The following is a 26,377-nucleotide window of genomic DNA, read 5'->3' as shown; positions in this document are numbered from 1 at the left end:
TTAAATTGGCTCTTTTTTCGTACCTTCATTACTACCGAACAATTTATTAAATTCTGTGGTTTAGTTTGGCATAATAATCGCTTACATTCGCTGCTTGTGTTGGTAAATTTTAAAAAATGGCCATTTATTTATGGTCAAACAAATGAATATCATAATAATTGACAACAAAGTGGCCTTTTTCGAACGTTCGTTTGGTTGCTGATTGACTGTTGTGGCCTTAAGGTAGCTCTGCTAAGCAAAATGGTCTGGACCATTATGTATTCAAGCAGGAAAGTGGGGGTCATAATGAATTATTGGAGTCGTGAGGAAGAAGATGTTGTCATTACAGCGGCAATTGCGGGAGATGAACTGGCGTTTGACAGTCTTTTTCAACGTTATTTGCCCTTGGTTAACAAATGGTTTCGCGAGTTAAACTTCAAGGGTCGCTTGTTAGAACGTGATGATTGGCATCAAGAATGTCGGATGGTGTTAATGACTACACTAAAACGGTATCGTGGCCGGACTGTTGGTGAGTTTGCAACGTACTACCGACTGAATGTGCGCAACCGCGGCTTCGATTTGCGTCGTCGGCAACAGGCACAGAAACGACTTCACGAGGAGGCTAGTGAGTCAATAGAGGCCCAATCGGCAGATAGTCATGTTTGCAACTTGTCTAGCATTGAGCCGGATGGACTGACTCGCTTGGAATTGCAAGATCGGCTCGTTTATCTGTGCGATCAGTTCTCAGAATTCGAGCAACAGGTTTGGTGGGGGTTAAGCATCGGGCTGACAATCGAGCACATCGCAGTTCACTTTCAGTGTTCATACACAAAGGTGCGCAATGCGGCCAATCGATGTCACGGAAAGGCGGTGACAGTGCTGTTAGCCAGTGGCGCTAATTGACACGGGGGTCTGGACGTGATAAGCTGTTATCTGTTTATTGGCTCACGCTCGCCTAGAAATATTGGTGATTTGAAGTGGTCAATAGCCGTGAAATCGTAATTGTTAAGAAATTTCGGAGGTGCCAGTAATGGCCACAAAAAAAGTCGCACTGGCATGTTCAGTATGCGGATCACGTAACTACACCATCACAGCGAACCCTAGTCGGACAAAGCGACTAGAGGTAAACAAGTTTTGTAAACACTGTGGGCAATACACACTGCACCAAGAAACAAAATAGGGAGGCATGAATCATGCATTTGTGGCGTTTTTTAAAGAGCGTATTTGCTGAGTTGAAAATTGTTCGCTGGCCAACAGCTCGCGAAAATCGGCGAGATTCATCTATTGTTATTTCTGTTTCGGTGGCGTTTGCGTTATTTTTTGCACTTATTGACTGGGGCGTACAGGCCCTGATTACTTGGTTAGCCTAGTGCGAACGTTTGTAGCTACTGGCGGCACAATGATTGACAGTAGCAAGACAGTGGAATTTTTGTTATAATGCATTTAATCGAAAAACTTCGTCGGCTAAGTCGAAGTTTTTTTTATTTTGCACTGTTTTAAAAAATGGAGGATTTAAACATGGCTGAAACGGCTGAAAAACTTTGGTATGTGTTACACACGTATTCAGGTTATGAAAACAAAGTACGGGACAACTTGGAATCACGTGCGCAATCAATGGGGATGTCTGATTACATCTTCCGGGTGGTTGTGCCAGAAGAAGAAACGCAACAGGTAAAAGATGGTAAGGCAAAGACGGTCATCGAAAACGACTTTCCTGGCTACGTGCTTGTTGAAATGATCATGACTGATCAGGCTTGGTACATCGTGCGTAACACGCCGAACGTTACCGGGTTCGTGGGCTCACATGGTGGTGGTTCTAAACCAACACCACTGTTGCCTGACGAAGTCGATTTAATTCTTCACCGTTTGGGCGAAGACAAGAAGGCCAAGGCCGACTTTGAACTCGAAGTTGGCGAATCTGTTCGTATTACTGATGGTGCCTTTTCAGACATGGTCGGTAAGGTTACCGAAGTTGATAACGAAAAACAAAAGTTGAAGGTTAATGTAACAATGTTTGGTCGTGAAACTTCTGCTGAATTGGAATTCAATCAGGTCGAAAAGATTCAGTAGGACTTGTCAGCCGTTTGCCATCATGGTAAACTACTACGGTATGCGTTTAAGCATATCGTGGGAGGCGTAATTCTAACGCGCCATCAACTACCACACTCAAGGAGGAATTAGACATGGCTAAAAAAGTGGCTAATGTTGTTAAGTTACAAATTCCTGCCGGTAAAGCAACACCTGCTCCGCCGGTTGGTCCTGCTTTAGGTCAAGCAGGGATTAACATCATGGGATTCACAAAGGACTTCAATGCCCGCACTGCTGATCAAGCAGGTTTGTTGATTCCAGTTGTCATCACTGTATATGAGGATCGTTCATTCGACTTCGTTACAAAGACCCCGCCAGCTTCTGTTCTATTGAAGAAGGCTGCTGGTGTTGAACATGGTTCTGGCGAACCTAACACGAAAAAGGTTGCTACGGTAACCAAGGATCAAGTTAAGGAAATTGCCACAACTAAGATGCAAGATCTAAACGCTGCCGACGTTGAAGCCGCAATGCGCATGGTTGAAGGTACTGCTCGGAGCATGGGCTTTACTGTAGAAGGCTAAGCCTAAACAACGGACAAGTACGGATACTCAGTGAAAGCTGAATGTATCAGGTGGAAGATGTCCACGGAATGCGCGTGACTATCCTATGATAGTCTGGTTTCATCCTGTGATACATCGCCATACCACATTTGCTAGGAGGAAAACACAATGGCCAAAAAGGGCAAGAAGTACCAAGATGCGCTTAAGCAAGTTGATAAGACTAAAGCTTACAGCGTAGAAGACGCGGTTGCCTTGGTAAAAGACATCGACTTTGCAAAGTTCGATGCAACGGTTGAGATTGCTTTCAAGCTTAACCTGGACACCAAGCAAGCAGACCAACAGTTACGTGGGGCAATGGTTTTGCCTAACGGAACTGGTAAGATACAACGAGTAATTGTTTTTGCTCGTGGTGACCAAGCACAAGCTGCTAAAGATGCAGGTGCTGATGAAGTCGGTGACGACGATTTAGTTCAAAAGATCTCTGATGGTTGGTTGGACTTTGATGTTGCAATTGCAACACCAGACATGATGGCTAAAGTAGGTCGTTTGGGCCGTCAATTAGGACCTAAAGGCTTGATGCCTAACCCTAAGACGGGTACCGTAACGATGAATGTTGCGCAAGCCGTTAAGGATGCTAAGGGTGGTCAAGTTACTTACCGGACTGACCGTGACGGAAACGTTCATGTTCAAATTGGTAAGGTATCCTTTAGTGCTGACCAATTGGTCGGTAACTTTAAGGCTATCGAAGATGTTATTGTTCGTGCACGTCCTGCCGCTGTTCGTGGCACATACGTTCAACACTTATCAGTAGCTTCAACGTTTGGCCCATCAGTTGCTGTCGATTTGGCAAGCTTCTAAATCAAACATTGACGAAGCACCACTGCTTTGCTATAGTGTTTAAGTAAATTAATTTTACCTAAGACTCAGGTGACAGTTGTTAATTCAGCTATCTTAATATCCTGCCGAGGCAAAGCAATTCGTGATGAATGACTTTGAACCCGTTGTCTTAGGACAACGGGATTTTTTTAGGTAAAAAATCAATCATGGAGGTGTAAAACGTGAGTAAAGAAACGATTGCAGCAAAAGCTGTTGTAGTTGATGACGTTGCTAAGAAGTTGTCTGCTGCTAAATCAGTTGTTGTTGTTGACTACCGTGGTTTAACGGTTGAAGAAGTTACGGATTTGCGTAAGCAGTTACGTGACTCAGACGTTGCCATGGAAGTTATCAAAAACAAAGTTTTAGTTCGCGCTGCTGAAAAAGCCGGCATTGATGGCCTTGACGATACATTCGTTGGACCTACTGCCGTGGCTTTCGGTAATGGTGATGATTCAATCGCCCCAGCACGGATCTTGGCCAAGTTTGCCAAGGATCATGATGTCCTTGAAATCAAGGGTGGCATGATGGAAGGTAAGGTTGCTTCTGTTGATGAAATCAACACTTACGCAACGTTGCCAAGTCGCGAAGACTTGCTTTCAATGCTTGCTTCCGAATTGCAATCACCAATTCGCAGCTTCGCATTTGCTGTTAAGCAAGTTGCCGACAACAAGGATGACGAACCTGCTGCTTAATGTTGACGATGCATCATTTGGTGCGTTTGATACATTAGATGTAGCTTAACTCGTAAAACTAATTCGCTGGAATACCAGCAAAACCAATATTTGGAGGAAAACAATCATGGCTTTAGATACTCAAAGCATTGTTGATCAATTAAAAGACGCAACCATCGTTGAATTAAACGACTTGGTTAAAGCAATCGAAGACGAATTCGGTGTTAGTGCAGCTGCTCCAGTTGCAGCTGCCGGTGCTGCTGGTGGTGACGCCGCAGCCAAGACTGAATTTGATGTTGAATTGACCTCAGCTGGCCAATCAAAGATCAAGGTCATCAAGGCCGTTCGTGAAGCTACTGGCTTAGGTTTGAAGGATGCTAAGGACTTAGTTGACGCAGCTCCTAAGAACGTCAAGGAAGGCTTGTCAGAAGACGACGCCAACGACTTGAAGGCTAAGCTTGAAGATGCTGGTGCATCAGTTACTGTCAAGTAATTAAATGCATTGAATAAAAAGCACTGATCCCTGGGATCAGTGCTTTTTTTGTCCTTTGAGCAAACAGATATAAATATGGTGATTGCTCAAAAATGTGTTTTAATATCTACGATATAAATACTTTTTTTCTAACGTTATGAGCGACTTTAAATGATGGCTTTTTTAAGATAAATTAGAAGATTTGAAAATAATTAAGTGTTCAATCCTTCCGCAAAATCTTTAGCACAGATGCTATCTTAGTGACTTTCGATAACCTGCATTTATAGCATCTTGTTCCGAGTTAAAGGTCACCGCGTTAGCAGGACTGATGTGATAGGCTCTTTGTCCGGGCAAATGATAAATGTGGCTACGCGAATCACCAATAACGGGTCCTGCAGTAGAATCTACAGTAGATGTTTGCTGGGAACTTTGAGTGTCAGCGGCAGCTTGGGCCGCTGACTGTGATTGTTCTGCAACTTGCGAAGCACTTTTTGATTCGCTCACAGACTCTGTGATGGATTGGCTTACACTGAAAGAACTACTTTCACTGGCAGAAATAGACTGACTTTCAGATATGGAATTGCTCTGGCTTTCGGATATCGAGTTACTTTGACTCTCAGAAATCGATTCGCTTTCTGAGGCGCTCTGAGATTCGCTCTCTGCGATGCTTTGAGATTCACTTATTGATGATGATTCATCTGAACTGCTTGATGACTTATGAGCTTCTTTTTTGTGAGTTTTGTGATGTTTGACATGAGCATGGACACTATTCCTCGTTGAAGTATTGTTAGTGGACGACTTTGTAGAATTGCCAGTAAATGCGCTCATTAAAAATATCAGTGATAAGAAACCAGTTAATAAAATAAGTGGCCATCTCACTAATTGTTTGAGGTTTTGCTTACGATAGAGTCGGTAGGTTCCGTAACCGAAAGCGCCTGCTATAACGAGTGTTAAGAATATTTGCATAATTCCTCCTGAAAGCTATTGATTCGTTTATATTATATAAATTACCTAATGAAGACAATACTTTTATTGAATGATTAAATGTGGTAAGCAAATGTTCTAGTGGTGCTGGGAAAATTGACTTTTGAGCATCAAACTACTCTTAAAAAAGTCTAAATCCACCGTTACTTGCTGTTTGGCATGGTAAACTAGAGAAGATTATTTTGAGGGGAGTAAGGCATGAAAACTTTACGAAAAATGTGGGCGGCAATAAATCGTCACATGACGCTGCTAAGATTGCTGTTTGTATTCTCAGTGCTGCTGTATGTGATTCATGAAGTGGGACGAGACATTCAACAAATCAGTGGGCAAGAAGTGGCAGAAACATTCTCGCAGCAAACGCCAACTAGTCTGTTACTGATGTTAGTCGTAGGCTTTATTGCGGTTACTCCAATGTTGAATTACGATTTTAATATTGTTAAATTTTTACCTGGCAAGTTTAAAAAAGGGTATGTTATTCGTTCAGGATGGACGGTCAATACGTTCACTAATATTGCTGGATTTGGTGGCTTACTCGGGGCAAGTTTGCGAGCAAATTTCTATAGCAAGGGCGCAACTCGCAAACAGATTCTGTTTGCAATTTCAAAAATTGCTTTGTTCCTTGTCACTGGCCTATCGTTGCTTTGTTGGATTGCGCTCTTTCAAATTTTTGTATTGCATACTGGCGGAGTGTTCGCTCGCTATTGGATTTGGATGGTTGGCGGCGCACTATACTTTCCAACCGTGATGCTAGTCACCCACTTTACGGATTCAGAGTTTTTTAATGACTTAACACTTAAACGGCAACTCTCATTAATGGTCGGTTCCAGTTTTGAATGGTTGTTTTGTGCCTTGTTCTTTATTTTTATTGGGGCATTAATGGGTGTCAAAGTTGATTTTGCAGCTGTTTTACCAATGTTTGCCGTTGCCTCAGTTGCTGGTGTTGTTTCCATGATCCCCGGTGGTTTGGGCTCGTTTGATACGTTTATGCTAACGGGGCTTGGTTTTATTGGTGTAGGTAAAGCCGATGCACTAGTTTGGTTATTGTTCTACCGAATCTTTTATTACATTTTGCCATTCTTAGTCGGTGTTTTATTCTTCATTCAAGATACAGGTAGCAAGATTAACCACGCCTTTGAAGGCCTGCCGATGCAGCTATTCCAACGCATTGCGCACGTATTTTTAACTGTTTTCTTGTGGTTTTCTGGTGTCATGATTATCCTCGTTTCAACTTTTCCACACTTGCAGGAATACAACAAAGTCTATGGCGCTTTGTATGGATACGTTGTTTATTTTGCTAACCAGGCCATCAACATCATCATGGGTTTCTTACTGATCGGTTTGGCGCGTGGGGTTAATTCGCGTGTTAAACGCGCGTTTTGGCCAACGACAGTTGTGTTGATTATGGCTGCGCTGAACACAATGTGGAAGGACCCGTCTATCAAGATGAGTGTTTTCCTTGTCTTAGTGCTGGCGGCCCTATGGTTGTCCCACAAAGAGTTTTATCGTGAGCACTTTGAGTATTCATGGGGTGCCATGTTGTTTGATGGCATCAGCTTTGTTGGTATTTTTGTAACGTATATTATCGTTGGCGTGTACAATACACCTAATTATCAGCGAATGCATCATGTGCCGAGAGCGGCATTGTTTCCGACCGAGCGTGTTTGGCTAAGCGGTTTAATTGCGATTGCGATTGCGTTGGTGGTATTGGCGATTGTCTACTGGTATATGCATAATGGGAAGTCGACAATCTTTAAGGTGCCGTTCGATGAGCGTCGTGTCGCTCATGTTATTGACACTTATGGCGGAAATGAAGTCAGTCATTTGGCGTACTTACGTGATAAGCTCCTTTATTTTTACACCGTTGATGGTGAAGATAAGATGTTCTTCATGTATCAAAAGAAGGCTGATCGTTTAATTGTCATGGGTGAGCCAGTCGGTGATCAACAATATCGTGATGCGGCTATTGATAATTTTATGGACGTCGCCGACAAAGAAGGCTATTCCATCGTGTTTTACGAGATCGATGAAGATTTAACGATGAGTCTTCATGAAAAAGGATATGACTTTTTCAAATTTGGTGAGGAGGGCTTCGTCAACCTGACTTCGTTTAGTATGCAAGGTAAAAAACGGAAGTCAGACCGCAATCTGATGAGTAAGTTTGATCGAGTCGGGATTACGTTTGAAGAACTTAAACCGCCGTTTGATGCTGACACGCTACACGAATTGCGAGTAATTTCTGATGAGTGGCTAGATGGTCAAAACGAAAGTGGTTTTTCGCTCGGCTTCTTTGACGATTACTATTTAGATCAGTCGTCTATTTATGTAATGCGTTCTGCTGAAGGCAAAATTCTCGCCTTTACGACGAACATGCCCACACATTCAGGTATTTCTTCGATTGACTTAATGCGTTATGGCAAGAATGCACCATCTGGAACGATGGACGTCATGTTTATCCATTTATTGCAACACAATGCCGAGGCTGGCTTTGAGGACTTTAATATGGGGATGGCGCCACTTTCAAATGTGGGTGTTTCACGATTCAGTTTTATCGAAGAACGAATTGCACATTTAATTTATGAATATGGCTATCGTTTTTATGGGTTTCAGGGACTTAGAAACTACAAAGAAAAATACGTGACTAGTTGGCATGGAAAGTATATTGCTTATCGTCGTCGAAATTCGCTGGTTTTCACCATGTTACAGATTACAATGGTAGTGAATGCCAAACGAGTGACGAACAAGAAAGAAAAACGGTTGTTGATTTTTCATGCTAAAAATTAATCCATGCAGTTACGCTATTTTCGTTCAACTCTAAATTTGTATAATATTATTTAAAGCAAAAGCTTTGTTTAAACGAATAGCATACAAAAGGCTACTCGAGCAGGCAGGATTTTCTGTCAGCTTGAGTAGCCTTTTTGTTTGGGTTCGTTTTAAAAATGTGGTTTTAAGCGTGTGGCATCGCCGTCACATGTTTAAACGTTGCAAAGTAGTCAAAAATTTGATCAATGGAACTAGCGTTAACCATTAACTTTAAGTCGCTAAGCGGCAAAAATTCGGATTCTGCTGCGTCGACAAACCATTGCCACAGAGAGTCGTAAAAGTGGTCAATGTTGAAGAGGGCGATGGGTTTAGTGTGAATGTCAATTTTGCTCCAAGACAACATTGTGCCTAATTCTTCGAAAGTCCCAAAGCCACCAGGCAACACAATAAATGCATCAGACATAGCGAGCATTTTTTCTTTACGTTCGTCCATGGTGCTGACCTCTACTAGATCCGTTAAGTTGTTACTTTCAGTGCTGATCCGCTTGAGGAAGCGAGGCATAATGCCAGTTACTTGACCACCAGCATCGATTGTTGCATTTGCCACCGTGCCCATTAAACCATCAGAAGAACCACCGTAAATTAAGCGAATATGATGGTCGGCCAAATAGCCACCTAGCAGTGCAGCTTGCACTGAATATTCAGGGTGATTTCCTGGTAATGAACCACAAAAGACACAAAGTGAATTGATTTTTGTCATAATTACGATCTCCAAATTAAGCGATGTTCCATAATACTAACTTGCGTTCAGTATACCATAAGGTAAATGATGACTCATTTGCAGTTTAATAGCGTAATTAGCGAATTGGGGTCTCCGATTAAGTTTGATTGTACTGTAATCAAAAATAAAAACCATCCTTTAAATTAGGATGGTTTTTATTTCATTGCATCTTTTACTATAAACGACTAATTTTTCTTCTTACCACCAATATCATAGTCCGAGTCGTTCATGGCTTCTACGTTTCCTAGTAGGTAACCATTTCCGACCTGGCTAAAGAAGTCGTGGTTAGAAGTGGATGTTGAAATTCCGTTCATAACGACCGGATTAACGTCCTCAGCAGTATCTGGGAAGAGAGGTTCTTGACCCAAGTTCATCAGTGCTTTGTTGGCGTTGTAACGAATGAACTTCAAAACATCGTCCGACCAGCCGACACGGTCGTAAACGAGGTGCGTATATTTTTCTTCATTGTCATAAAGATAATAAAGAAAGTCATACATCCAATCCTTTAAGGACTGCTGTTCGTTTTCTGTTAATTCTTTCATTCCTAGTTGGAACTTGTAGCCAATGTAAGTACCGTGGACAGATTCATCACGCAAAATCAGTTTGATGATTTCGGCAACGTTGTTTAGTTTGTTATGACCCAAGTAATAAAGTGGTGTGTAAAAACCAGAGTAAAACAGGAAGGTTTCTAGGAAAACACTGGAGATCTTCTTTTTGAGTGGGTTCTCATCGTCGTGGTACAACGTATAAATCCGTTTAGCCTTATTCTGCAGTAGATCTTCAGAATCGCTCCAGTCGAAAATCTCGTCGATTTCATCGGGCGTGTTCAATGTTTCAAAAATGGTTGAATAACTTTTGGCATGAACAGATTCCATAAACTGAATGTTGTTCAAAACGGCAGTTTCATGTTGCGTCCGAACGTCGCGACGTAGTGCAGCCATACCGTCTTGTGATTGGAGCGTGTCCAGCAAGGTTAGACCACCGAAGACGTGACCGACCACCCATTTGTGATCGTCATCCAAGGTGCGCCAATCATCCATGTCGTTTGAAACGGGAATCCGCGTGTCGAGCCAGAATTGCTCAGTGAGTTTCTCCCAAGTTGCTTTATCAATTTCATCTGAAACTTGATTCCAGTTAATGGCTTTATAATTGCCGTTTTCCATATTGTCCTCCTGTGTCGGATGTTTCTGTATGCTATCAGTTAATTATGATTATCGTAGAACGAGAAAGGGTGTTTGTCATTAGTGAATTTTGGAAATATATAGTCTCAAAAATCTATTGCATACCTTTTATATAGCGATAACGCGCTCCCAGACCTGAATCCTGTGCACAACCTGAGACTAGTACCGTACAAGCAAAGACCACTTGTACAATACTAATCTCTTGTTGTTGCTCGGATTCAACCTCGGTCTGGTCACGCTCACCTTACTAGATACTGCAACTTTCACATTCGTTTGCACCGACTTCACCGTTGTTGTCGGTAAAGGTACGAACGTAGTAGACAGACTTACAACCCTTTTTCCATGCATAGTTACGCAGAATGTTAAGGTCACGGGTGGTCATCTTGTCGGTGCGGCCGTTTTTCCATTCATAGAGGCCTTCAGGCATCGTTGAGCGCATAAACAGAGTTAACGCCATTCCTTGATCAATGTGTTCTTGCGCAGTGGCATAAATGTCGATTACTTTACGCATGTCTGTGTCATAGGCCGACTGATAGTATGGCAGGGTGTCATTGGATAAATATGGTGCTGGATAGTAAATCTTACCGATTTTCTTTTCTTGACGTTCTTCAATTCGGTTAACAATGGGGTTCAAACTAGCAGTTGTGTCATTAATGTAGGAAATGGAACCATTTGGCGCAATGGCCATCCGGTTTTGGTGATACAAGCCATCCCTCATAACATCTGCTTTCAACGCTGCCCAGTCATCCTTTGTGGGGATAAAAATGCCCTTAAACTGTTCAACCACCTTATCACGGCTTGGCCCCCAATCCTTCGTCATGTACTTGTCGAAGTAGGTGCCATTGGCGTAGTCAGATTTGTCGAACCCAGCAAACGTTTCATGGCGTTCACGAGCAATTTCGTTTGATGCTTTAAGTGACCAGTAATTCAGCAACATGAAGTAAACCTTCGTGAAGTCGAGGGAGTCTTCATCACCATAGTGCATGTGGTTCTTTGCAAAGTAGGCGTGCAATCCCATGGCACCTAAACCGATTGCATGACTTTGTTGGTTACCGTACTGAACACTAGGGACAACATCGATATTACTGTGGTCCGTGACGTAAGTGAGGGCACGAACCATTGCCTCAACGGAGTGGCCGAAATCAGGAGAGGCCATCAAGTTAACGATGTTTGTTGAGCCAAGGTTACAACTAACGTCCTTGCCAAGAACGTCATACTCTTGTTTGTTATTGATTTTAGAAGGGGTCATGACTTGTAAAATCTCTGAACAAAGGTTACTCATGATGATTTTGCCGGCAATTGGATTATGCAAGTTGGCTGTATCAATGTTAACGACGTAAGGGTAACCGGATTCTTGTTGAAGCTTACTGATTTCAGTTTCTAGCGTTCGTGCACGAATTTTCTTTTTGGCGATGTTGGGGTTGGCGACTAAATTGTCATACTCTTTAGTGATATCGACATATGAAAATGGTTTGCCGTATTCCTTTTCAACGCTTTGCGGTGAAAATAGGTACATATCTTCATCAGCAGCCACTAATTGGTAAAACTTATCCGGTACGGTTACACCAAGCGAAAGTGTTTTAACCCGTACCTTTTCGTCGGCAGCTTCCTTTTTGGCACCAAGGAAGCCGATAATATCTGGGTGGAAAACGGAGAGGTAAACCACACCGGCACCTTGCCGTTGTCCTAATTGATTAGAGTAGGAGAAAGAGTCCTCCAGTAATTTCATAACAGGCACAACACCAGATGCAGCATTGGCGATACCTTTGATTGGCGCGCCGGCCTCACGTAAATTTGAGAGGTTAATACCGACGCCACCACCAATACGTGACAGTTGCAGAGCGGAGTTTATACCACGGCCAATGGCATTCATGTCATCTGTCATTTGGAGGACAAAACAAGATACCAATTCACCACGACGAGCTCGACCAGCGTTTAAGAAACTAGGTGTAGCTGGTTGATAACGTTGGTGGACGATTTCATCGGCTAGGTCCATAGCCAGCTGTTCGTCGCCATCAGCGAAGAACAGTGCATTCATTGCAACACGGTCGATAAAGCCTTCTAAATATTGTTGATTATCATTTGTACGGAGTGTGTACTGGGCATAAAATTTGTAGGCGGCCATGAACGTCTTGAAATGAAAATTTTGAGCGTTCAAATAGTCATATAGTTTTTCAACAAAAGAAAAGTCATACTTTTCAAAAAAGTCACGTTCAATGTAATTGTTATCAAGCAGGTAATCAAAGCGTTCGCGAAGCGAGTCAAACTTCATGGTGTTGGGTTCAACATTTTCTGTTAAGAAGGCAGCGAGGGCTTCCTTATCCTTGTTCAACGGAATTTGCCCGTTAACGGGAATGTTAATTTCATTGTTCAAATCGTAATACGTGACGTCCTTTAAATCCTTTAATGCCATTTTTCTGTCACTCCCTGATTGATTTTTGATAAAAGAAAAGACGCACGCCAACGCTCCGCGTACGCCTGAGCCGTGTTCATTGATAGAATGATGGAAAATTAAGCCAGCTTTGCCAGCACATCTGGACGGAAACCAGACACTGCATCGACACCATCTGCATCAACAACCGGCATTGCTTGAAAACCGCGCCCCTTTAAGTAGTCGATCAGTTCTGGATGCTGATTAATATTACGTTCCTCAAAATCAACGTTATGTGCGTTCAAAAAACGCTTTGTCATCTTGCACTGAATGCAATTATCCTTTGTAAATACAACAACTTTAGCCATAATGGCCACTTCCTCTCTCTGCACATTTGAACTTAAAAACTGGTTTTGCTGATGACCTAAGTATAGTGGCTGGAGATTGAAATGCAACAAAAAAATACCATATTTTGTGGCATTTATACGATGCATCCACAAGATATGGTGTCCTCAAAGGGTTTATAAAATTTCGAATTTTTTTCGTTACTTTTATGCGCGATTCCATTATGATGAAAACAGAAACGAGGTTAACTTAAATGATGAACAACCATTATTATACGCCAAATCCGGACGTTGTACACGACGAAGCGACGTGGAATTTTCGTCTATTAGGCCATGAAATGATGTTTACTACTGACAACGGTGTCTTCTCGAAACGCACTGTTGACTATGGTTCACGGGTTTTATTGGATGCGGTAAACCTACACGACATTCCGTCAGGTTCAATTTTAGATATGGGTTGTGGGTACGGTCCTATTGGACTTGCAATTGCTTTAGACAATCCTGATCGTACCGTCGAGTTAGTCGACGTAAATGAACGGGCACTAGCCCTGGCCAAACGGAATGCAGAGCAAAATCAAATTCATAATGCAACCATCCACACGTCTGATCAGTACGAAAAGGTGACTAATAAATATGCGGCCATTGTTACTAACCCGCCTGTTCGCGCAGGAAAAGCGGTTGTTGATGGCATGATTTCAGGTGCCCAAACGCATTTGTTGCCTAATGGTCGCTTAACCGTTGTTTTGCAAAAGAAACAAGGTGCACCTTCTGCAAAGAAACTAATGCAGAAAATTTTTGGCAATTGTGAAATCATTAAAAAAGATAAGGGTTACTATATCTTGGAATCAATTGCGAGTGATCAGGCTAATGGCTGAGATGAACGAAAATATAACGCCGACCATTGCTGAAGCAGGGATGAGCGAGGCTTTGAAGCAAGCACGAATTGCCGGCAGTGTTGGTGAAGTGCCGATTGGTGCAGTCGTCATGCACCAGGGGAAAATTGTGGGTCGTGGCTATAATCTGCGTGAGCATGCTCAAGATGCAACATTGCATGCGGAGATCATGGCGATCAGTGAAGCTAATCATACACTTAACACTTGGCGACTAGAAGATTGTCAGTTGTTTGTCACCATCGAGCCATGTCCCATGTGTAGTGGTGCCATTATCAACGCTCGGATTCCTGAAGTCTATTTTGGTGCCCGAGACCCTAAGGCTGGTACAGTGCGTTCTTTATACCAATTGCTGGAAGACCCACGTTTTAATCATCGAGTTATTGTTCATGAGGGACTCATGGCAGATCAAGCCAGCGCGCTTATGCAGAATTTTTTCCGGGCAATCCGTCGAGGACGTGGTGCAAAGAAACCGAGTTCGCAACGAACAAAATGACAAGCAAAACACTAGCTTTTATGACGTAAATAGCGTAGTATTATTAATTGCCGAAAGGCCATGAGGCAAGGTCGTCCTCACGAATTGTGTCAGGACCGGAAGGTAGCAGCACTAAGTCCGCGACGGTTTGTGCTTCATGTTTTATTGAAATTAACGGCGTTTGACCAATGGCTTTAACAACTGGTTGAGCGCTTTTTATTTATTTTTAAATACAAGTTGAGATTTGGAAGTCCTGGTGTTATCTTTCGGGTCTAAAACCTTTATACTGATTTAGAGGAATGCTAACGAAGTGCGGATACTTCGCACGATAAGGAACAGCAATATGAGGAGTTTAACATGAGTTATCAAGCCCTTTATCGGGTATGGCGGCCACAACGGTTTGATGAAATTGTTGGGCAGACCGTCATTACGCAAACATTAAAAAATGCTATTGTGACCCAGCAGACAAGTCATGCTTACCTTTTCTGTGGACCACGTGGGACTGGTAAGACATCAGCGGCGAAAATTTTTGCCAAGGCCATTAATTGTCCAAATCAAAAGGATGGCGAGCCGTGCAATAATTGTGATATTTGTAAGGCAATCACGGCCGGTCAGCTAAACGATGTCATTGAAATTGATGCTGCTTCTAACAACGGTGTTGAAGAAATTCGTGACATTCGTGATAAGGCCAAATACGCGCCGACACAGGCCACCTACAAAATTTACATTATTGATGAAGTGCATATGTTATCAACCGGTGCCTTTAATGCTTTATTGAAGACTTTGGAAGAACCGCCGGCAAATGTGATCTTTATTTTGGCCACCACGGAACCGCATAAAATTCCGGCGACCATTATTTCACGGACGCAGCGTTTTGATTTCAAACGAATTACGGCTCAAGAAAGTTTTGACCGAATGGTTTACATCTTGAAGCAAAAGCAAGTTGATTTTGAGGAACCAGCTTTAAAGGTCATTGCTAATGCGGCAGAAGGCGGAATGCGTGATGCTTTGAGTATTTTGGATCAAACGATTTCGTTTGGCGATAATGAAGTGACGCTCGACAATGCTTTGTTAGTCACGGGTAGTGTGACGGAAAGCTTATTGGCAGACTATGTCAAACAGGTGGTTGCTCACGAAACGACGGCCGGATTAGCTGCCCTCCAAAAGGTCCTAGACGATGGTAAAGATGCTGGTCGATTTGTAGAGGACGTAATCAGCTACGTTCGTGACCTGCTTCTTTATAAAGAAGCGCCTGATATGGTAACCGGCAGTGATACTACCGGTGATGTCTTTCAACAATTGAGTAAGAATACAGATCCTGACGTTTTTTACCAAATGATCAACGCTTTAAATGAGGTAGCTGCGCAGTTGCGATTCACAACGCATCCCGATGTCTATTTAGAAGTGTTGACGGTTAAGCTAGCACAGATATATCCGAATGTGGGCACAACTAAGGCCCCCACATCGGGGAGCGCTTCTAATGCAGCTGAAGTCGCTGAACTGGAGACGCAAATTCAACAGTTGAAGCAAACGGTGAGCCGCTTAAGCGCAACGACGACCCAACCGCAACAGCCGGCACCCACTGTAGAAACTTCGTCTCATAGTGTTCAAGGTACTCAAACGGCCTCGACAACTAGCGCGACGCCAGCGCCAACGAATCAGCCAGCATCAACCACGGGCACGCAGACAGGAAAGCCGGCACGGGCCAAAACGACGCCTGCTACTGCTAGCCATGCGAGTGCAAACGTTAACTTGGCGAAAATTTATCCAGTGTTACGAGCCGCCACAAAGCATGATTTAGATGCGATGCGTGACGTATGGGACGACTTATTGGATACGCTGCCCGTGACACAAAAAGCGATGATGCATGTTTCAAAGCCTGTTGCTGCTAGTAATGAGGGTGTAATTGTTTCATTTAGTTATGCCTTTTTCTTCGATAAGGCAGCTACCGATGATGGTTTGCGAACAGCATTGGAGAACAATCTTAACCGATTGACTGGCGATACAACGGATGTTTGGTTTGTTCCAGAGGATCAGTGGCCGCAGATTCGTAAGGACTTTTTGACGGATCATAAAGAAGAATTAACGGGTGGAGCGGCCCCAGCTGGGCCTACTACTGATCGGCAGCAATCGCCGGTTTCAGATGAGCCGGCGTCAGCACCACTTGATTCGCCATCGGAAGACGCTGGTATCAGTGAGCCGGAGAATGAATTGGTAACAAAAGCGCAACAGTTGTTTGGCGCTGATAACGTGACTATCAAAAACGATTAAACGGTCAGTTGATGACCAATTATGAATAACTTATTTTTGGAGGAATGAAGATTATGATGGGTGGCAACATGCAAAATATTATGCGTCAGGCACAAAAGATGCAAAAGCAGATGAAGGCAGATCAAGAAAAACTAGAAGCACAAACTTTCACTGGTTCAGCACCAGATGATATGGTGAAGGCCACATTTACAGGAGATCACAAGATGACTGATTTGGTTGTTAATCCTGATGCAATTGATCCGGATGACCCTGACATGTTGGCTGACATGGTTTTAGCAGCCGTTAATGATGCAATGACACAAATTGACACGGCAACGGACAGTACTATGGGTAAATACAGCCGTGGCCTGGGGATGTAAGCACAAACGAGGTAGACAATGGATTATCCAGAACCAATTGCGCAATTAATTGAAAGTTACATGAAGTTACCGGGTATTGGTGCAAAAACCGCCACACGGCTAGCCTTTTATACAATTGATATGGATGGTGATGATGTGACTGGTTTTGCTAAATCATTGATTTCGGCCAAACGGGACCTACACTTCTGTTCAATCTGTGGCAATATCACTGAAGAAGATCCATGCGCGATTTGTTCCGATAAATCGCGTGATCAAAGTACGATTCTAGTGGTCGAAGAGCCCAAAGATATTATGTCGATGGAATCAATGCGTGAATACCATGGTTTATACCATGTTTTGCACGGCGTTTTGTCCCCAATTGAAGGTAAGGGGCCTGAAGATATTAACATCACTAGCTTGGTCAAACGGCTTCAGGAACATGACGAAGTGAAGGAAGTCATTGTGGCAACAAATGCCACGCCTGAAGGGGAAGCTACTGCTATGTACCTATCACGGTTGATTAAGCCAGCGGGCATCAAGGTGACTCGGTTAGCTCATGGTCTATCAGTAGGGTCTGACATTGATTACGCTGATGAAGTGACCTTACTTAAAGCTGTTGAGGGCCGGACTGAAATGTAGACGATAGACGCTGGTACTCTCATATGAATGGAAATTGTATCAGCGTGAGCGATGTGGGAGGTCAAGATGTTATTTAGTCGTCGTCCACGCTTGCGTGGGCAATATAATGAAGCATTATTGGATGATATTGATCGAGCAAAGCGTAGCTGGGACCGAGCGGTTGAGACTCAAACGGCGGTCGTAGATGAAGGCAACGGCCGTGAACTTTCGGCACAAACTGCGTTGGCTCGACAAAAATATATGCTGTTATTCCGTGAGGCACGAGAACGAAAAGTTCGGGGCAGATTGCAGGCCTCAGTGATTGATAATTAATTATGATCAAGATTTAGACACAATAATTGAAAAACGTTTGCTGGAGAATTGTGCATTGAACTCTGGCAAACGTTTTTTTGATGGCGTTAATTTCTCTGGTCTTTTGCGTATGTAATGGGTAGATCACAAAAGACGGAGGAGTTTCGAATGAAACGTTTAGCAATAGCAGTATCGGTAATTGTTCTCATATTGGGGTTATGCGAGCCTGGGAAGGCAATGAATAAAACAGATTTTTTAATGCAAGTTGAGTCAGGTGCTCAACAAAATTGGGCTCACTATGGAATTTTACCCTCGGTGACTGGAGCACAAGCTATTTTGGAAAGCGGATGGGGGACGTCACAACTGGCCACTAATGCTCATAATCTATTTGGTATTAAAGGAGCTAATATTGATGGGGCAACGGTTCGCATGCCAACCCGCGAGGTTGTTAACGGGTATTCACTGTCTGTGTGGGCAAATTTTCGAGCTTACCCGTCATTTATTGAAAGTATTGCGGATCACGGTCAATTTTTGAGCGTGAATAGTCGGTATCACAATGTTTTAGGTGAGCGAGATGCATGGCTGGCTGCGCAGAAATTGCAAAGCGATGGTTATGCTACTGATCCTGCATATGCGGACGAACTAATGCAAATCATTCGGGCTAATAATTTAACCCGATGGGATCAGGGAAAATCAGACATTGGTCAACACCCAACAGTGGCGGCAGCTAATTCAGCTGAAATGTCGGACAGCGCTAATCAACCGCAGCAACAAGATACTTTGCGGCGGTACGTGATTCAACCGGGTGACAGCTGGTGGCGAATCAGCATGGCCAGTGGTATTTCAATGGGCCAAATCAGTCAAGTGAGTCAAACACCGATTCGGTGGTGGATCTATCCAGGCCAATGGCTGTGGTTACCACAAATGAAGGATTATACCGTGCAACCAGGAGATACACTACATCGGATTGAGAAGGCCTTGCAGTTGCCAATAGATTCATTGGCGAAGGTCAACCATCGCGCGCCCCAAAGTCATTTAACAGTCGGAACCAAATTGGAATTGCCAGCTGCCGTGTAATTACGTTAGACAGCGACCCCTATTCTAAAGTACAATGAACGTATTGACGATAAGGGAGTTTGGAATAGTGAAAACAGGCGCATTTATAACTTTTGAGGGGCCCGATGGGGCAGGAAAAACTAGTGTTCTGAATGCGCTGATCGATGATTATTCATTGCAACTAGGGGAGAAATTACTGACAACCCGTGAGCCGGGTGGTAATAAGATTTCAGAAGCAATTCGTGCAATTATCATGGATAAAGACAACACGGAGATGGATGCGCGGACCGAAGCTTTACTGTTCGCAGCGGCGCGACGCCAGCATTTGGTCCAAACGGTGTTGCCAGCTTTAGATGCGGGTAAGGTTGTGTTCTCTGATCGGTACGTTGATAGTTCGATTGCGTATCAAGGCGCTGGCCGTGAAATTGGTGAGGCTGCTGTAGCAGAAATGAACCTTTTTGCTACAAAGGGACTTACACCAGACCTAACAATCTACTTTGATGTACCATCAGAGGTAGGATTAACACGAATTCATGAATATCGATCAGATGAAATCAATCGTTTGGATAATGAAGAACTGTCATTTCATCGTCGTGTACGGCACGCTTACCTTAAATTGTTGCAAGACGAACCACAACGCATTACACTAATTGACGCGAACCAACCGCTGGAAAAAGTGATTACCGACACGAAACAGGTGATTGCTCAACGGTTCCCGAATTTGTTTTAATTGTACGGAGCCCCGTTATCGCGGTCGCGAGCTTTTTTCACAGGAGGAATTACGCATATGAAAATGATTATTGCTATTGTTCAAGATAAGGATAGTAATCGGCTGAGTAATCAGTTTATTGAACAAAATATTAGAGCCACAAAGTTGTCAACGACGGGTGGTTTCTTACGTTCGGGTAATACCACGTTCTTGATCGGAATCGAAGATGATCGCGTTCAGGAAGTCATGGATCTCATTAAGGAGACATCACACACTCGGGATCAATTCATGACACCGCCAGTTAATATGGATGTTTCAATGGATCAGACTGCTTCATATCCAGTTGAAGTCACAGTTGGTGGGGCAACTTGTTTTGTACTACCAGTTGAGGCGTTTCAGCAGTTTTAGTCGTTAACCGCACTGCTAACGAGGAAATATGTCAACAAATAATGATGTTTTAACGATTGCTGAACAGCGCCAACCTGTGCTGGTTCAGCATTTTAAAAATGTAATTAAAAAAAATGAACTGGCCCATGCGTACTTATTTGCCGGACCAAACGGCAGTGGCAAGGAGGAGCTCGCAATGTGGATTGCGATGCGCCTTTTTTGTATTAACCTGCAAGATGGTCAGCCTTGTGGCAAATGTGAGGAATGCCAACGAATTAGTCAACGTGAGCATCCGGATGTATTGATTGTTGAACCAGAAGGGAACTCAATTAAAGTTGACCAAGTTCGTTTGCTGAAATCTGAATTTTCCAAAAGTGGGATGGAAGGCAATAAAAAAGTCTTCATTATTGCCGGAGCTGAAACGATGACTGCTAGTGCAGCCAACAGTTTGCTAAAGTTTCTTGAAGAGCCCAGCGGTAACATTACGGCCTTGTTGCTGACGACCAATCCCAATTTGCTTTTACCGACTGTCGTTTCACGGACTCAGGAAATGGAGATGCAACCATTAGCAGTCAATGAACTTCAGTCCCAGCTCGAATCAGTCGGTGTTGGAAAGCACTTATTAGCGTTGACCAGCCGGCTGACTAATAGTCCGGATCAAGCGGCTGAGTGGTTAGTCGATGACTGGCTTGGTCAAACTGCGGCTGCTGTGTGGCAGTGGGAAAGTCAACTATTGAAGCCTGATATGAGTGCGTTTGTTACGGTGGGAACGACACTTGTGCCATTGGCCAAGGATCGTCCGCATCAGCGAATTGTTTTGGACATTATTTTGGCTGGCTTTCGTGACATGCTATTAGAAAATATTGATCAGGAAAAATTTGTCATGAGTTTTCCGAGTCATCGCAAGGATTTACAGGAATTAACGACGCGTTATTCAAAAAAGCAACTCGTCGACGTTACAGATTTAGGGTTACAATCAAAGCAGTTGCTCGAACGCAACGTTAGTTTTCAAAATGTGGCCGAATCATTGACGTTGAAGGCATTTAACGTTCTTTCTAAATGATGATTGCCAGTTTTGAAACGATGCAATGATGACACTGATGGAGGTGTAATCGTGGATAAACGACAAACAATGCTCGACGATTTTGAGCACTTGCAAGATCAGACGACAGGAATTTTGGATCAGTTGGCCGCATTAAAAAAGCAGGTTACGGCATTGTCCGAAGAGAATGCTGAATTAACTGTCGAAAACCAACATTTACGTGAATTACTCGGTACTGATACAGATACGACCGAAGCACAGCAACGATTGTCTAAATCACTACAGAATTTAGAACGATTGTACGAGACCGGTTTTCACGTTTGCCGTGAGTTTTACGGTCAACGGAGAGAAGAAAATGACTCTTGCGCATTTTGCTTAGACGTCATTTACGGAGAACGGGATCGAACAATTAAAGCAAGTTAGGAGTAGACACAGGCATGGTAGCAACAAGTCAGCGCAGTTTTGCGCCACACGAATCCGGTACGCTGTTTTTAGTACCAACACCGATTGGTAATTTGCAGGATATGACGTACCGGGCGGTTGCAACGCTAAAACAGGTCGACTTGATTGCGGCTGAGGACACGCGCAACACGCAGAAATTATTAAACAACTTTGATATTGAGACAAAACAAATTAGTTTTCATGAGCACAATACGCAAGAGCGAATCCCGGAATTATTGGATAAACTTCGCGCTGGTGTAAATATAGCCCAGGTGAGCGACGCGGGGATGCCATCAATCAGCGACCCAGGAACGGAATTAGTTGCTGCTGCTGTGGCTGCACAGTTGCCAGTAGTGCCACTACCGGGGGCCAATGCAGGCCTAACAGCATTAATTGCCAGTGGCCTAGTACCACAACCATTTTATTTTTACGGTTTTTTAGATCGCAAGTCTAAGGAACAAAAGGCTGAGCTCACCGATTTGGCCAAGCATCCGGAAACTGTGATCGTTTACGAGGCACCGCACCGATTAGCGAAGACGGTAACTGCAATTGCAAACGCGGTCGGTCCGGATCGCCCACTGGTGCTTTGCCGCGAATTAACTAAAAAATTTGAAGAGTTTATTCGTGGGACTGCTAGTGAAATTTTAGAATGGCTATCCAATAACCCGCCGCGCGGTGAGTTTGTCATTCTAATTGGTGGGAACACTAAACCGCCCGTTGAAGAGCAGGATCCGCTGCTGAGTCAGTCGGTGGAAGAGCACGTTAAGACGTTGATTGCTCGAGGTGACAAGCCTAACGATGCAATTAAAGCTGTCGCTAAAGCCCGCCAGTTACGCAAGCAAGAGGTTTATGCAACCTACCATCACTTGAACGAGGACAATTAAATGACGCAACAGAACCGGTATGATGAAGAGCATAAAATTCAGTATTACGAAACAGATTTAACGAGTAAGGTAACGTTAGGCATGTTAATTAACATGCTGGTGCTAACTTCCTATGATCAGGCTGACAGCTTTGGTGTTGGCACGGAGTACATGCTATCCAAGGGCTACGGCTGGGTTATTGCTCAGTACGAAATAGATATTAAGCGGTTGCCTCGCGATCACGAAAAGGTGCATTTGATAACGGAGGCAACCTCTAATAATCGTTATTTTGCCTATCGCCAATTCTTTTTAGAGGATGAGCAGGGCAACGAGTTGGTTCATGTGGATACAATCTGCGTGGTGATGGACCTGGAAGCCCGTAAAATGGTCGCCATTCCAGACGACGCCGTGGCGCCTTACCATTCTGAGGTGGTCAAACGGATTCCTCGTTTATCACGACCAACTAGTTTTGAAGAGTCAGACGTGGCGGCAACCAAGACGTATCGGGTGCGCTATTTTGACTTGGATTCAAATCATCACGTAAACAATTCGCACTATTTTGATTGGATGATGGATGCTCTAGATGAAGAATTTTTGATGCATCACGAGTTGTGCCATTTGGCGATTCGGTTTGAAAATGAAGTCCGTTATGGAAGCACGGTAAAAAGCGAAGTGACCGCGCCGGCTAACAATGAAGACGGAACCGTAACTACCCATCATCACATCATGGGTGATGATGAGCGGTACGCTGAAGCAACGCTGACATGGCGGCCATTATCCGCAACAACGGTGGATTAATGCATCTGTGCTGACCGGTGCTGTTGTGGTCAATCAGGTTATGCTATGATAGTACCGATGTTAACGATTTGGAGGAAAATAAAATGTCAATTTTAGTTGCCGGTGGTGCCGGTTACGTCGGTTCACACATGGTGGATCGTTTAATTGAAAAGGGTTACGACGTGGTTGTTGTAGATAATTTGTCTACTGGTCATCGCGCTGCTATTAATGAAAAGGCGCGCTTTTATCAAGGCGATACCCGTGACCGCGAGTTTCTGACCAGCGTTTTCGAAAAAGAAAACATTGATGGTGTTATCCACATGGACGCGTTTTCCATTGTGCCAGAATCCATGAAAGATCCATTGAAGTACTTTGACAACAATGTTTATGGCATGATTACGTTGTTGGAAGTGATGCATGAACAGGGCTGCAAACGGATGATTTTCTCATCAACTGCTGCTACATATGGTGTTCCTGAACGGATTCCGATTCATGAAGACGATCAGAAAAAGCCAATCAACCCTTATGGTGAAAGTAAGCTGATTATGGAACACATGATTCATTGGTGTGACGTTGCTTACGGTATTAAATGGGTTGCACTTCGTTACTTTAATGCAGCTGGTGCTAAGGCTGATGGTTCCATCGGTGAAGATCACCACCCAGAAACACATTTAATTCCAATTATTTTGCAAACGGCACTTGGTGAACGTGACCATATTGATATGTACGGTGACGATTACGATACACCAGATGGCACTAATGTGCGTGACTATGTTCATATTCTGGACTTAGCTGATGCTCATATTTTGGCATTGAAATACTTGGACGAAGGCAATGAGAGTCGTGCGTTTAACTTGGGCTCATCCACTGGCTTTTCTGTTAAACAGATGGTTGAAGCAGCTCGTGAAGTGACCGGGAAAGAAATTCCGGCCAAGATTGCACCACGGCGCCCCGGAGATCCTGATTCATTAGTCGCTGAATCGGAAGATGCCCGTAATATCCTTGGATGGAAGCCGCAATATGATGATGTTCATGACATTATTAAGACTGCATGGGCTTGGACACAAAGTCATCCAAACGGTTATGAAGATCGTTAGTCTGCTTTGATTTATTGTTAACTTGATTTACGTAAAAAAACTTCGTTTGCGCAACGAAGTTTTTTTCGTGGTTATCAAAAAATAGTAAAGTGCTTAAGCGCATGGAAACACATGAGCTGTGCCTTATTAGTCCTCGATTTAAGGCATTTTAAGAGACGCACAGGTAACGGGCTAATGTTTGTGAAAAGACTATGACATATTGGGAAGTTCACGCGCCCATGTTAGATGTGTTAATATTATTGCTGTCTATAGAACACTGAACGGAAAGTCAGGATTTACATGAAGGTTCTCGCGTTAGATACATCAAACCAGCCAATGAGTGTTGCACTATTGGTTGATCAAAAAGTTATTGCTAAAAAAACAACTGCAACGCAATTGGATCACAGCGTCCAACTGATGCCGACAATTACTGGATTGATGGCAGATCAGCAGTGGCAACCGGAGGACCTAGACCGCGTGGTCGTTGCCCAGGGTCCTGGTTCTTATACTGGATTGCGGATTGCTGTGACAACAGCGAAGACTCTGGCAGCGACACTTCACATTCAGTTGGTGGGGGTATCGAGTTTAGCTGTGTTGGCAGGCAGTGTCCAAACGGAAGGAACGTTTGTCAGTCCTATTTTTGATGCACGAAATACGCAGTTATATGCTGGCTTGTATCAAATTAAAAACGGCCAGCCCGTCCCTGTTATTGCAGACCAACACACCAACATCCCAGATTGGACCGCGCAATTGAATGCGGCCGGTCATCCCGTAACGTTAATTGGCGAATTGACACGTTATCACGATGCCTTATCAGATGCACTTGATGTTCCGGTCACGTTTACTGAAGGCGACGATAACCTGCCTGATGCCGGCGTGCTAGGGCAATTAGGTATGCCGCTTAAAGCTATTGATGATATTGATTCTTTCGTGCCCCAATACTTACGTCTGTCGCCTGCTGAAGCTCAGTGGGCAGCAGCTCATCCAGGAGAAGACCACAAAAATTATGTTGAAGAAGTATAAGCAGGCTTTTCAAAAATGGTATCGGCGCCACTTTGCCAGTGAGGTTCGACAACAGCAAGCCGAGGATTTGGACATCAAGAATCATCGGTTGATGATTCGCGATACCCAGTACTTTTTGGGTCGTGCCCAGTTTCCAGATGTTCCAGAAATTGTAGGGGTTGAACGAGCAGTTTACGACGGCAAGACCCCTTGGGACGCACAGGCGTTTGCAAACGAACTTAAACGAAAACAGGATCGGCTATACTTGGTAATTCGTAAAAATGATCAGTTGATTGCCTTTGCCGGATGTTCGTTTGATATACAACGTAAGGATGCCCACATCACAAATATCGCTGTATTGCCAGATTGGCAGGGTGATGGTCTTGGTGAATTCTTAATGCGCGCTTTGATTCGAAAGGCACGGCATATGGGGATGTGCCAGGTTACCCTGGAGGTTCGGATCAGTAATAAACGGGCACAAAACTTGTATCACAAGCTTGGTTTCCGTCAAACGGGGATTAAGCGTGGTTATTACTTTGGCGATCACGAAGATGCCGTTGACATGATGGTCCCTTTAATTAAGGCCCCAACAAGCGAGTCAAGCCATGAATAATCAAGTTATCTGTGAACCGTTTCATCCACAAAGTATGCATCGTGGGGCGGCCTTGATTGAAGCATTGGGTGAGGCTGCATATCCGACCGGCGCGCCGTGGTCGGAACCAGTGATTGAAGAGAACATGCAGGCACCAACCAGTGTGTACTGGCTAGTTCGAGTAGCGGGCCAGCCCGTGGGATTTCTTAGCGGAACTAAAGTCATTGATCAGTTGGAACTGACTAATTTGGGTATCGTAGGATCATGGCAAGGTCATGGTCTTGGTAAACAATTATTGACGACTTGGCTCAAACGATATGAAGCCGGGACAGTGGTAACCTTAGAAGTTCGGGTTCATAATGAGGCTGCATTGGGGTTGTATGAGAGTCTCGACTTTCATAAATTGATGCGTCGTCCTGATTATTACGACCGTCCCGTCGAAGATGCCTGGATTATGCAAAAGAAGATAGAGTGATGCCGAAGCCCTGGGAGAAGTTGAGCAATAACGTGGAAGGCGTGGC

Annotated in this window: 31 protein-coding genes, 1 other RNA gene and 1 other annotated feature; of the genes, 27 read left to right on the top strand and 5 right to left on the bottom strand. The window is 43.8% G+C overall.

Features of this window, described 5'->3' with window-relative positions; all coding sequences use genetic code 11:
- Nucleotides 1-285 precede the first annotated feature (285 nt).
- From GB993_RS12680 to rplL, 8 genes are all read left to right on the top strand, one after another.
- A complete protein-coding gene (locus GB993_RS12680) occupies nucleotides 286-882 on the top strand; it encodes an RNA polymerase sigma factor (RefSeq protein WP_161004567.1) in 597 nt (198 codons plus the stop codon).
- A 127-nt stretch (nucleotides 883-1,009) separates the two neighbouring features.
- On the top strand, nucleotides 1,010-1,159 hold the full coding sequence (gene rpmG, locus GB993_RS12675) for a 50S ribosomal protein L33 (protein ID WP_081495858.1): 150 nt from the start codon (nucleotides 1,010-1,012) through the stop codon (nucleotides 1,157-1,159).
- Between the two features lie 13 nt (nucleotides 1,160-1,172).
- Nucleotides 1,173-1,349: a preprotein translocase subunit SecE gene (gene secE, locus GB993_RS12670; RefSeq protein ID WP_017262108.1), complete on the top strand. Its 177-nt coding sequence runs from the start codon at nucleotides 1,173-1,175 to the stop codon at nucleotides 1,347-1,349.
- Between the two features lie 148 nt (nucleotides 1,350-1,497).
- Nucleotides 1,498-2,049: a transcription termination/antitermination protein NusG gene (gene nusG, locus GB993_RS12665; RefSeq protein ID WP_017262109.1), complete on the top strand. Its 552-nt coding sequence runs from the start codon at nucleotides 1,498-1,500 to the stop codon at nucleotides 2,047-2,049.
- A 113-nt stretch (nucleotides 2,050-2,162) separates the two neighbouring features.
- The gene (gene rplK / locus GB993_RS12660) at nucleotides 2,163-2,588 is read left to right on the top strand and encodes a 50S ribosomal protein L11 (protein ID WP_017262110.1); all 426 of its coding nucleotides are present in this window, start codon (nucleotides 2,163-2,165) and stop codon (nucleotides 2,586-2,588) included.
- Nucleotides 2,589-2,735: 147 nt separating this feature from the next.
- Entirely contained in the window at nucleotides 2,736-3,425 is a 690-nt protein-coding gene (rplA, locus tag GB993_RS12655; RefSeq protein WP_161004566.1) for a 50S ribosomal protein L1, read from the top strand.
- Nucleotides 3,426-3,464: 39 nt separating this feature from the next.
- Nucleotides 3,465-3,602: a sequence feature (ribosomal protein L10 leader region), on the top strand.
- 23 nt (nucleotides 3,603-3,625) lie between these two features.
- Nucleotides 3,626-4,135: a 50S ribosomal protein L10 gene (gene rplJ / locus GB993_RS12650; protein ID WP_161004565.1), complete on the top strand. Its 510-nt coding sequence runs from the start codon at nucleotides 3,626-3,628 to the stop codon at nucleotides 4,133-4,135.
- 106 nt (nucleotides 4,136-4,241) lie between these two features.
- On the top strand, nucleotides 4,242-4,607 hold the full coding sequence (gene rplL / locus GB993_RS12645; RefSeq protein ID WP_017262113.1) for a 50S ribosomal protein L7/L12: 366 nt from the start codon (nucleotides 4,242-4,244) through the stop codon (nucleotides 4,605-4,607).
- 231 nt (nucleotides 4,608-4,838) lie between these two features.
- On the opposite strand, the gene GB993_RS12640 is transcribed toward rplL, so the two are convergent.
- Complete coding sequence (locus tag GB993_RS12640) at nucleotides 4,839-5,552, bottom strand: sunset domain-containing protein (protein ID WP_161004564.1); 714 nt, start codon at nucleotides 5,550-5,552, stop codon at nucleotides 4,839-4,841.
- Between the two features lie 216 nt (nucleotides 5,553-5,768).
- Between GB993_RS12640 and mprF the strand changes: the two genes are divergently transcribed.
- On the top strand, nucleotides 5,769-8,351 hold the full coding sequence (gene mprF / locus GB993_RS12635; protein ID WP_161004563.1) for a bifunctional lysylphosphatidylglycerol flippase/synthetase MprF: 2,583 nt from the start codon (nucleotides 5,769-5,771) through the stop codon (nucleotides 8,349-8,351).
- Between the two features lie 163 nt (nucleotides 8,352-8,514).
- On the opposite strand, the gene GB993_RS12630 is transcribed toward mprF, so the two are convergent.
- The 4 genes from GB993_RS12630 to nrdH form a co-directional block, all read right to left on the bottom strand.
- A complete protein-coding gene (locus GB993_RS12630) occupies nucleotides 8,515-9,090 on the bottom strand; it encodes an LOG family protein (RefSeq protein WP_161001751.1) in 576 nt (191 codons plus the stop codon).
- Nucleotides 9,091-9,296: 206 nt separating this feature from the next.
- A complete protein-coding gene (nrdF, locus tag GB993_RS12625) occupies nucleotides 9,297-10,274 on the bottom strand; it encodes a class 1b ribonucleoside-diphosphate reductase subunit beta (protein WP_017262117.1) in 978 nt (325 codons plus the stop codon).
- 265 nt (nucleotides 10,275-10,539) lie between these two features.
- Complete coding sequence (gene nrdE, locus GB993_RS12620; protein WP_161004562.1) at nucleotides 10,540-12,705, bottom strand: class 1b ribonucleoside-diphosphate reductase subunit alpha; 2,166 nt, start codon at nucleotides 12,703-12,705, stop codon at nucleotides 10,540-10,542.
- A 98-nt stretch (nucleotides 12,706-12,803) separates the two neighbouring features.
- On the bottom strand, nucleotides 12,804-13,031 hold the full coding sequence (nrdH, locus tag GB993_RS12615) for a glutaredoxin-like protein NrdH (RefSeq protein ID WP_161001749.1): 228 nt from the start codon (nucleotides 13,029-13,031) through the stop codon (nucleotides 12,804-12,806).
- 233 nt (nucleotides 13,032-13,264) lie between these two features.
- Here nrdH and GB993_RS12610 point away from each other — a divergent pair, with 233 nt between their 5' ends.
- From GB993_RS12610 to rimI (GB993_RS12525), 18 genes are all read left to right on the top strand, one after another.
- Complete coding sequence (locus tag GB993_RS12610; RefSeq protein ID WP_161004594.1) at nucleotides 13,265-13,882, top strand: class I SAM-dependent methyltransferase; 618 nt, start codon at nucleotides 13,265-13,267, stop codon at nucleotides 13,880-13,882.
- Entirely contained in the window at nucleotides 13,875-14,393 is a 519-nt protein-coding gene (locus tag GB993_RS12605; RefSeq protein WP_161004561.1) for a nucleoside deaminase, read from the top strand. Before GB993_RS12610 ends, GB993_RS12605 begins: the two co-directional genes overlap by 8 nt.
- A gap of 52 nt (nucleotides 14,394-14,445) precedes the next feature.
- Nucleotides 14,446-14,542, top strand: an RNA gene (ffs, locus tag GB993_RS12600) — signal recognition particle sRNA small type.
- 187 nt (nucleotides 14,543-14,729) lie between these two features.
- Complete coding sequence (dnaX, locus tag GB993_RS12595) at nucleotides 14,730-16,643, top strand: DNA polymerase III subunit gamma/tau (RefSeq protein ID WP_161004560.1); 1,914 nt, start codon at nucleotides 14,730-14,732, stop codon at nucleotides 16,641-16,643.
- Between the two features lie 53 nt (nucleotides 16,644-16,696).
- Complete coding sequence (locus GB993_RS12590) at nucleotides 16,697-17,002, top strand: YbaB/EbfC family nucleoid-associated protein (RefSeq protein WP_017262123.1); 306 nt, start codon at nucleotides 16,697-16,699, stop codon at nucleotides 17,000-17,002.
- An 18-nt stretch (nucleotides 17,003-17,020) separates the two neighbouring features.
- Nucleotides 17,021-17,620, top strand: coding sequence for a recombination mediator RecR (gene recR, locus GB993_RS12585; RefSeq protein ID WP_017262124.1), 600 nt, complete (start codon nucleotides 17,021-17,023; stop codon nucleotides 17,618-17,620).
- 66 nt (nucleotides 17,621-17,686) lie between these two features.
- Nucleotides 17,687-17,932, top strand: coding sequence for a YaaL family protein (locus GB993_RS12580; RefSeq protein ID WP_161001746.1), 246 nt, complete (start codon nucleotides 17,687-17,689; stop codon nucleotides 17,930-17,932).
- Nucleotides 17,933-18,148: 216 nt separating this feature from the next.
- A complete protein-coding gene (locus GB993_RS12575) occupies nucleotides 18,149-18,988 on the top strand; it encodes a glucosaminidase domain-containing protein (protein ID WP_161004559.1) in 840 nt (279 codons plus the stop codon).
- A gap of 67 nt (nucleotides 18,989-19,055) precedes the next feature.
- A complete protein-coding gene (gene tmk / locus GB993_RS12570) occupies nucleotides 19,056-19,697 on the top strand; it encodes a dTMP kinase (protein ID WP_347877362.1) in 642 nt (213 codons plus the stop codon).
- A 57-nt stretch (nucleotides 19,698-19,754) separates the two neighbouring features.
- Nucleotides 19,755-20,084, top strand: a complete 330-nt coding sequence (locus GB993_RS12565) for a cyclic di-AMP receptor DarA (protein WP_017262128.1) — start codon at nucleotides 19,755-19,757, stop codon at nucleotides 20,082-20,084.
- Nucleotides 20,085-20,112: 28 nt separating this feature from the next.
- On the top strand, nucleotides 20,113-21,126 hold the full coding sequence (gene holB / locus GB993_RS12560; protein ID WP_161004557.1) for a DNA polymerase III subunit delta': 1,014 nt from the start codon (nucleotides 20,113-20,115) through the stop codon (nucleotides 21,124-21,126).
- 51 nt (nucleotides 21,127-21,177) lie between these two features.
- On the top strand, nucleotides 21,178-21,528 hold the full coding sequence (locus GB993_RS12555; protein WP_017262130.1) for a DNA replication initiation control protein YabA: 351 nt from the start codon (nucleotides 21,178-21,180) through the stop codon (nucleotides 21,526-21,528).
- Nucleotides 21,529-21,542: 14 nt separating this feature from the next.
- Nucleotides 21,543-22,430 carry a 16S rRNA (cytidine(1402)-2'-O)-methyltransferase gene (gene rsmI / locus GB993_RS12550; RefSeq protein ID WP_161004556.1) on the top strand — a complete coding sequence of 296 codons (888 nt, stop codon included), beginning with the start codon at nucleotides 21,543-21,545 and terminating at the stop codon, nucleotides 22,428-22,430.
- Nucleotides 22,431-23,207 carry an acyl-[acyl-carrier-protein] thioesterase gene (locus GB993_RS12545; RefSeq protein WP_161004555.1) on the top strand — a complete coding sequence of 259 codons (777 nt, stop codon included), beginning with the start codon at nucleotides 22,431-22,433 and terminating at the stop codon, nucleotides 23,205-23,207.
- Nucleotides 23,208-23,290: 83 nt separating this feature from the next.
- Entirely contained in the window at nucleotides 23,291-24,283 is a 993-nt protein-coding gene (gene galE / locus GB993_RS12540) for a UDP-glucose 4-epimerase GalE (protein WP_161001740.1), read from the top strand.
- A 279-nt stretch (nucleotides 24,284-24,562) separates the two neighbouring features.
- Nucleotides 24,563-25,285, top strand: a complete 723-nt coding sequence (tsaB, locus tag GB993_RS12535; protein WP_161004554.1) for a tRNA (adenosine(37)-N6)-threonylcarbamoyltransferase complex dimerization subunit type 1 TsaB — start codon at nucleotides 24,563-24,565, stop codon at nucleotides 25,283-25,285.
- A complete protein-coding gene (rimI, locus tag GB993_RS12530; protein ID WP_161004553.1) occupies nucleotides 25,269-25,877 on the top strand; it encodes a ribosomal protein S18-alanine N-acetyltransferase in 609 nt (202 codons plus the stop codon). The genes tsaB and rimI (GB993_RS12530) overlap by 17 nt, the downstream gene beginning before the upstream one ends.
- Nucleotides 25,870-26,331: a ribosomal protein S18-alanine N-acetyltransferase gene (gene rimI, locus GB993_RS12525; protein WP_161004552.1), complete on the top strand. Its 462-nt coding sequence runs from the start codon at nucleotides 25,870-25,872 to the stop codon at nucleotides 26,329-26,331. The genes rimI (GB993_RS12530) and rimI (GB993_RS12525) overlap by 8 nt, the downstream gene beginning before the upstream one ends.
- The last annotated feature ends 46 nt before the right edge of the window (nucleotides 26,332-26,377 follow it).

This window comes from Furfurilactobacillus milii, assembly GCF_009864005.1.
GTDB lineage: Bacteria > Bacillota > Bacilli > Lactobacillales > Lactobacillaceae > Furfurilactobacillus > Furfurilactobacillus rossiae_B.
This window is presented reverse-complemented; position numbering and strand designations above follow the sequence as displayed.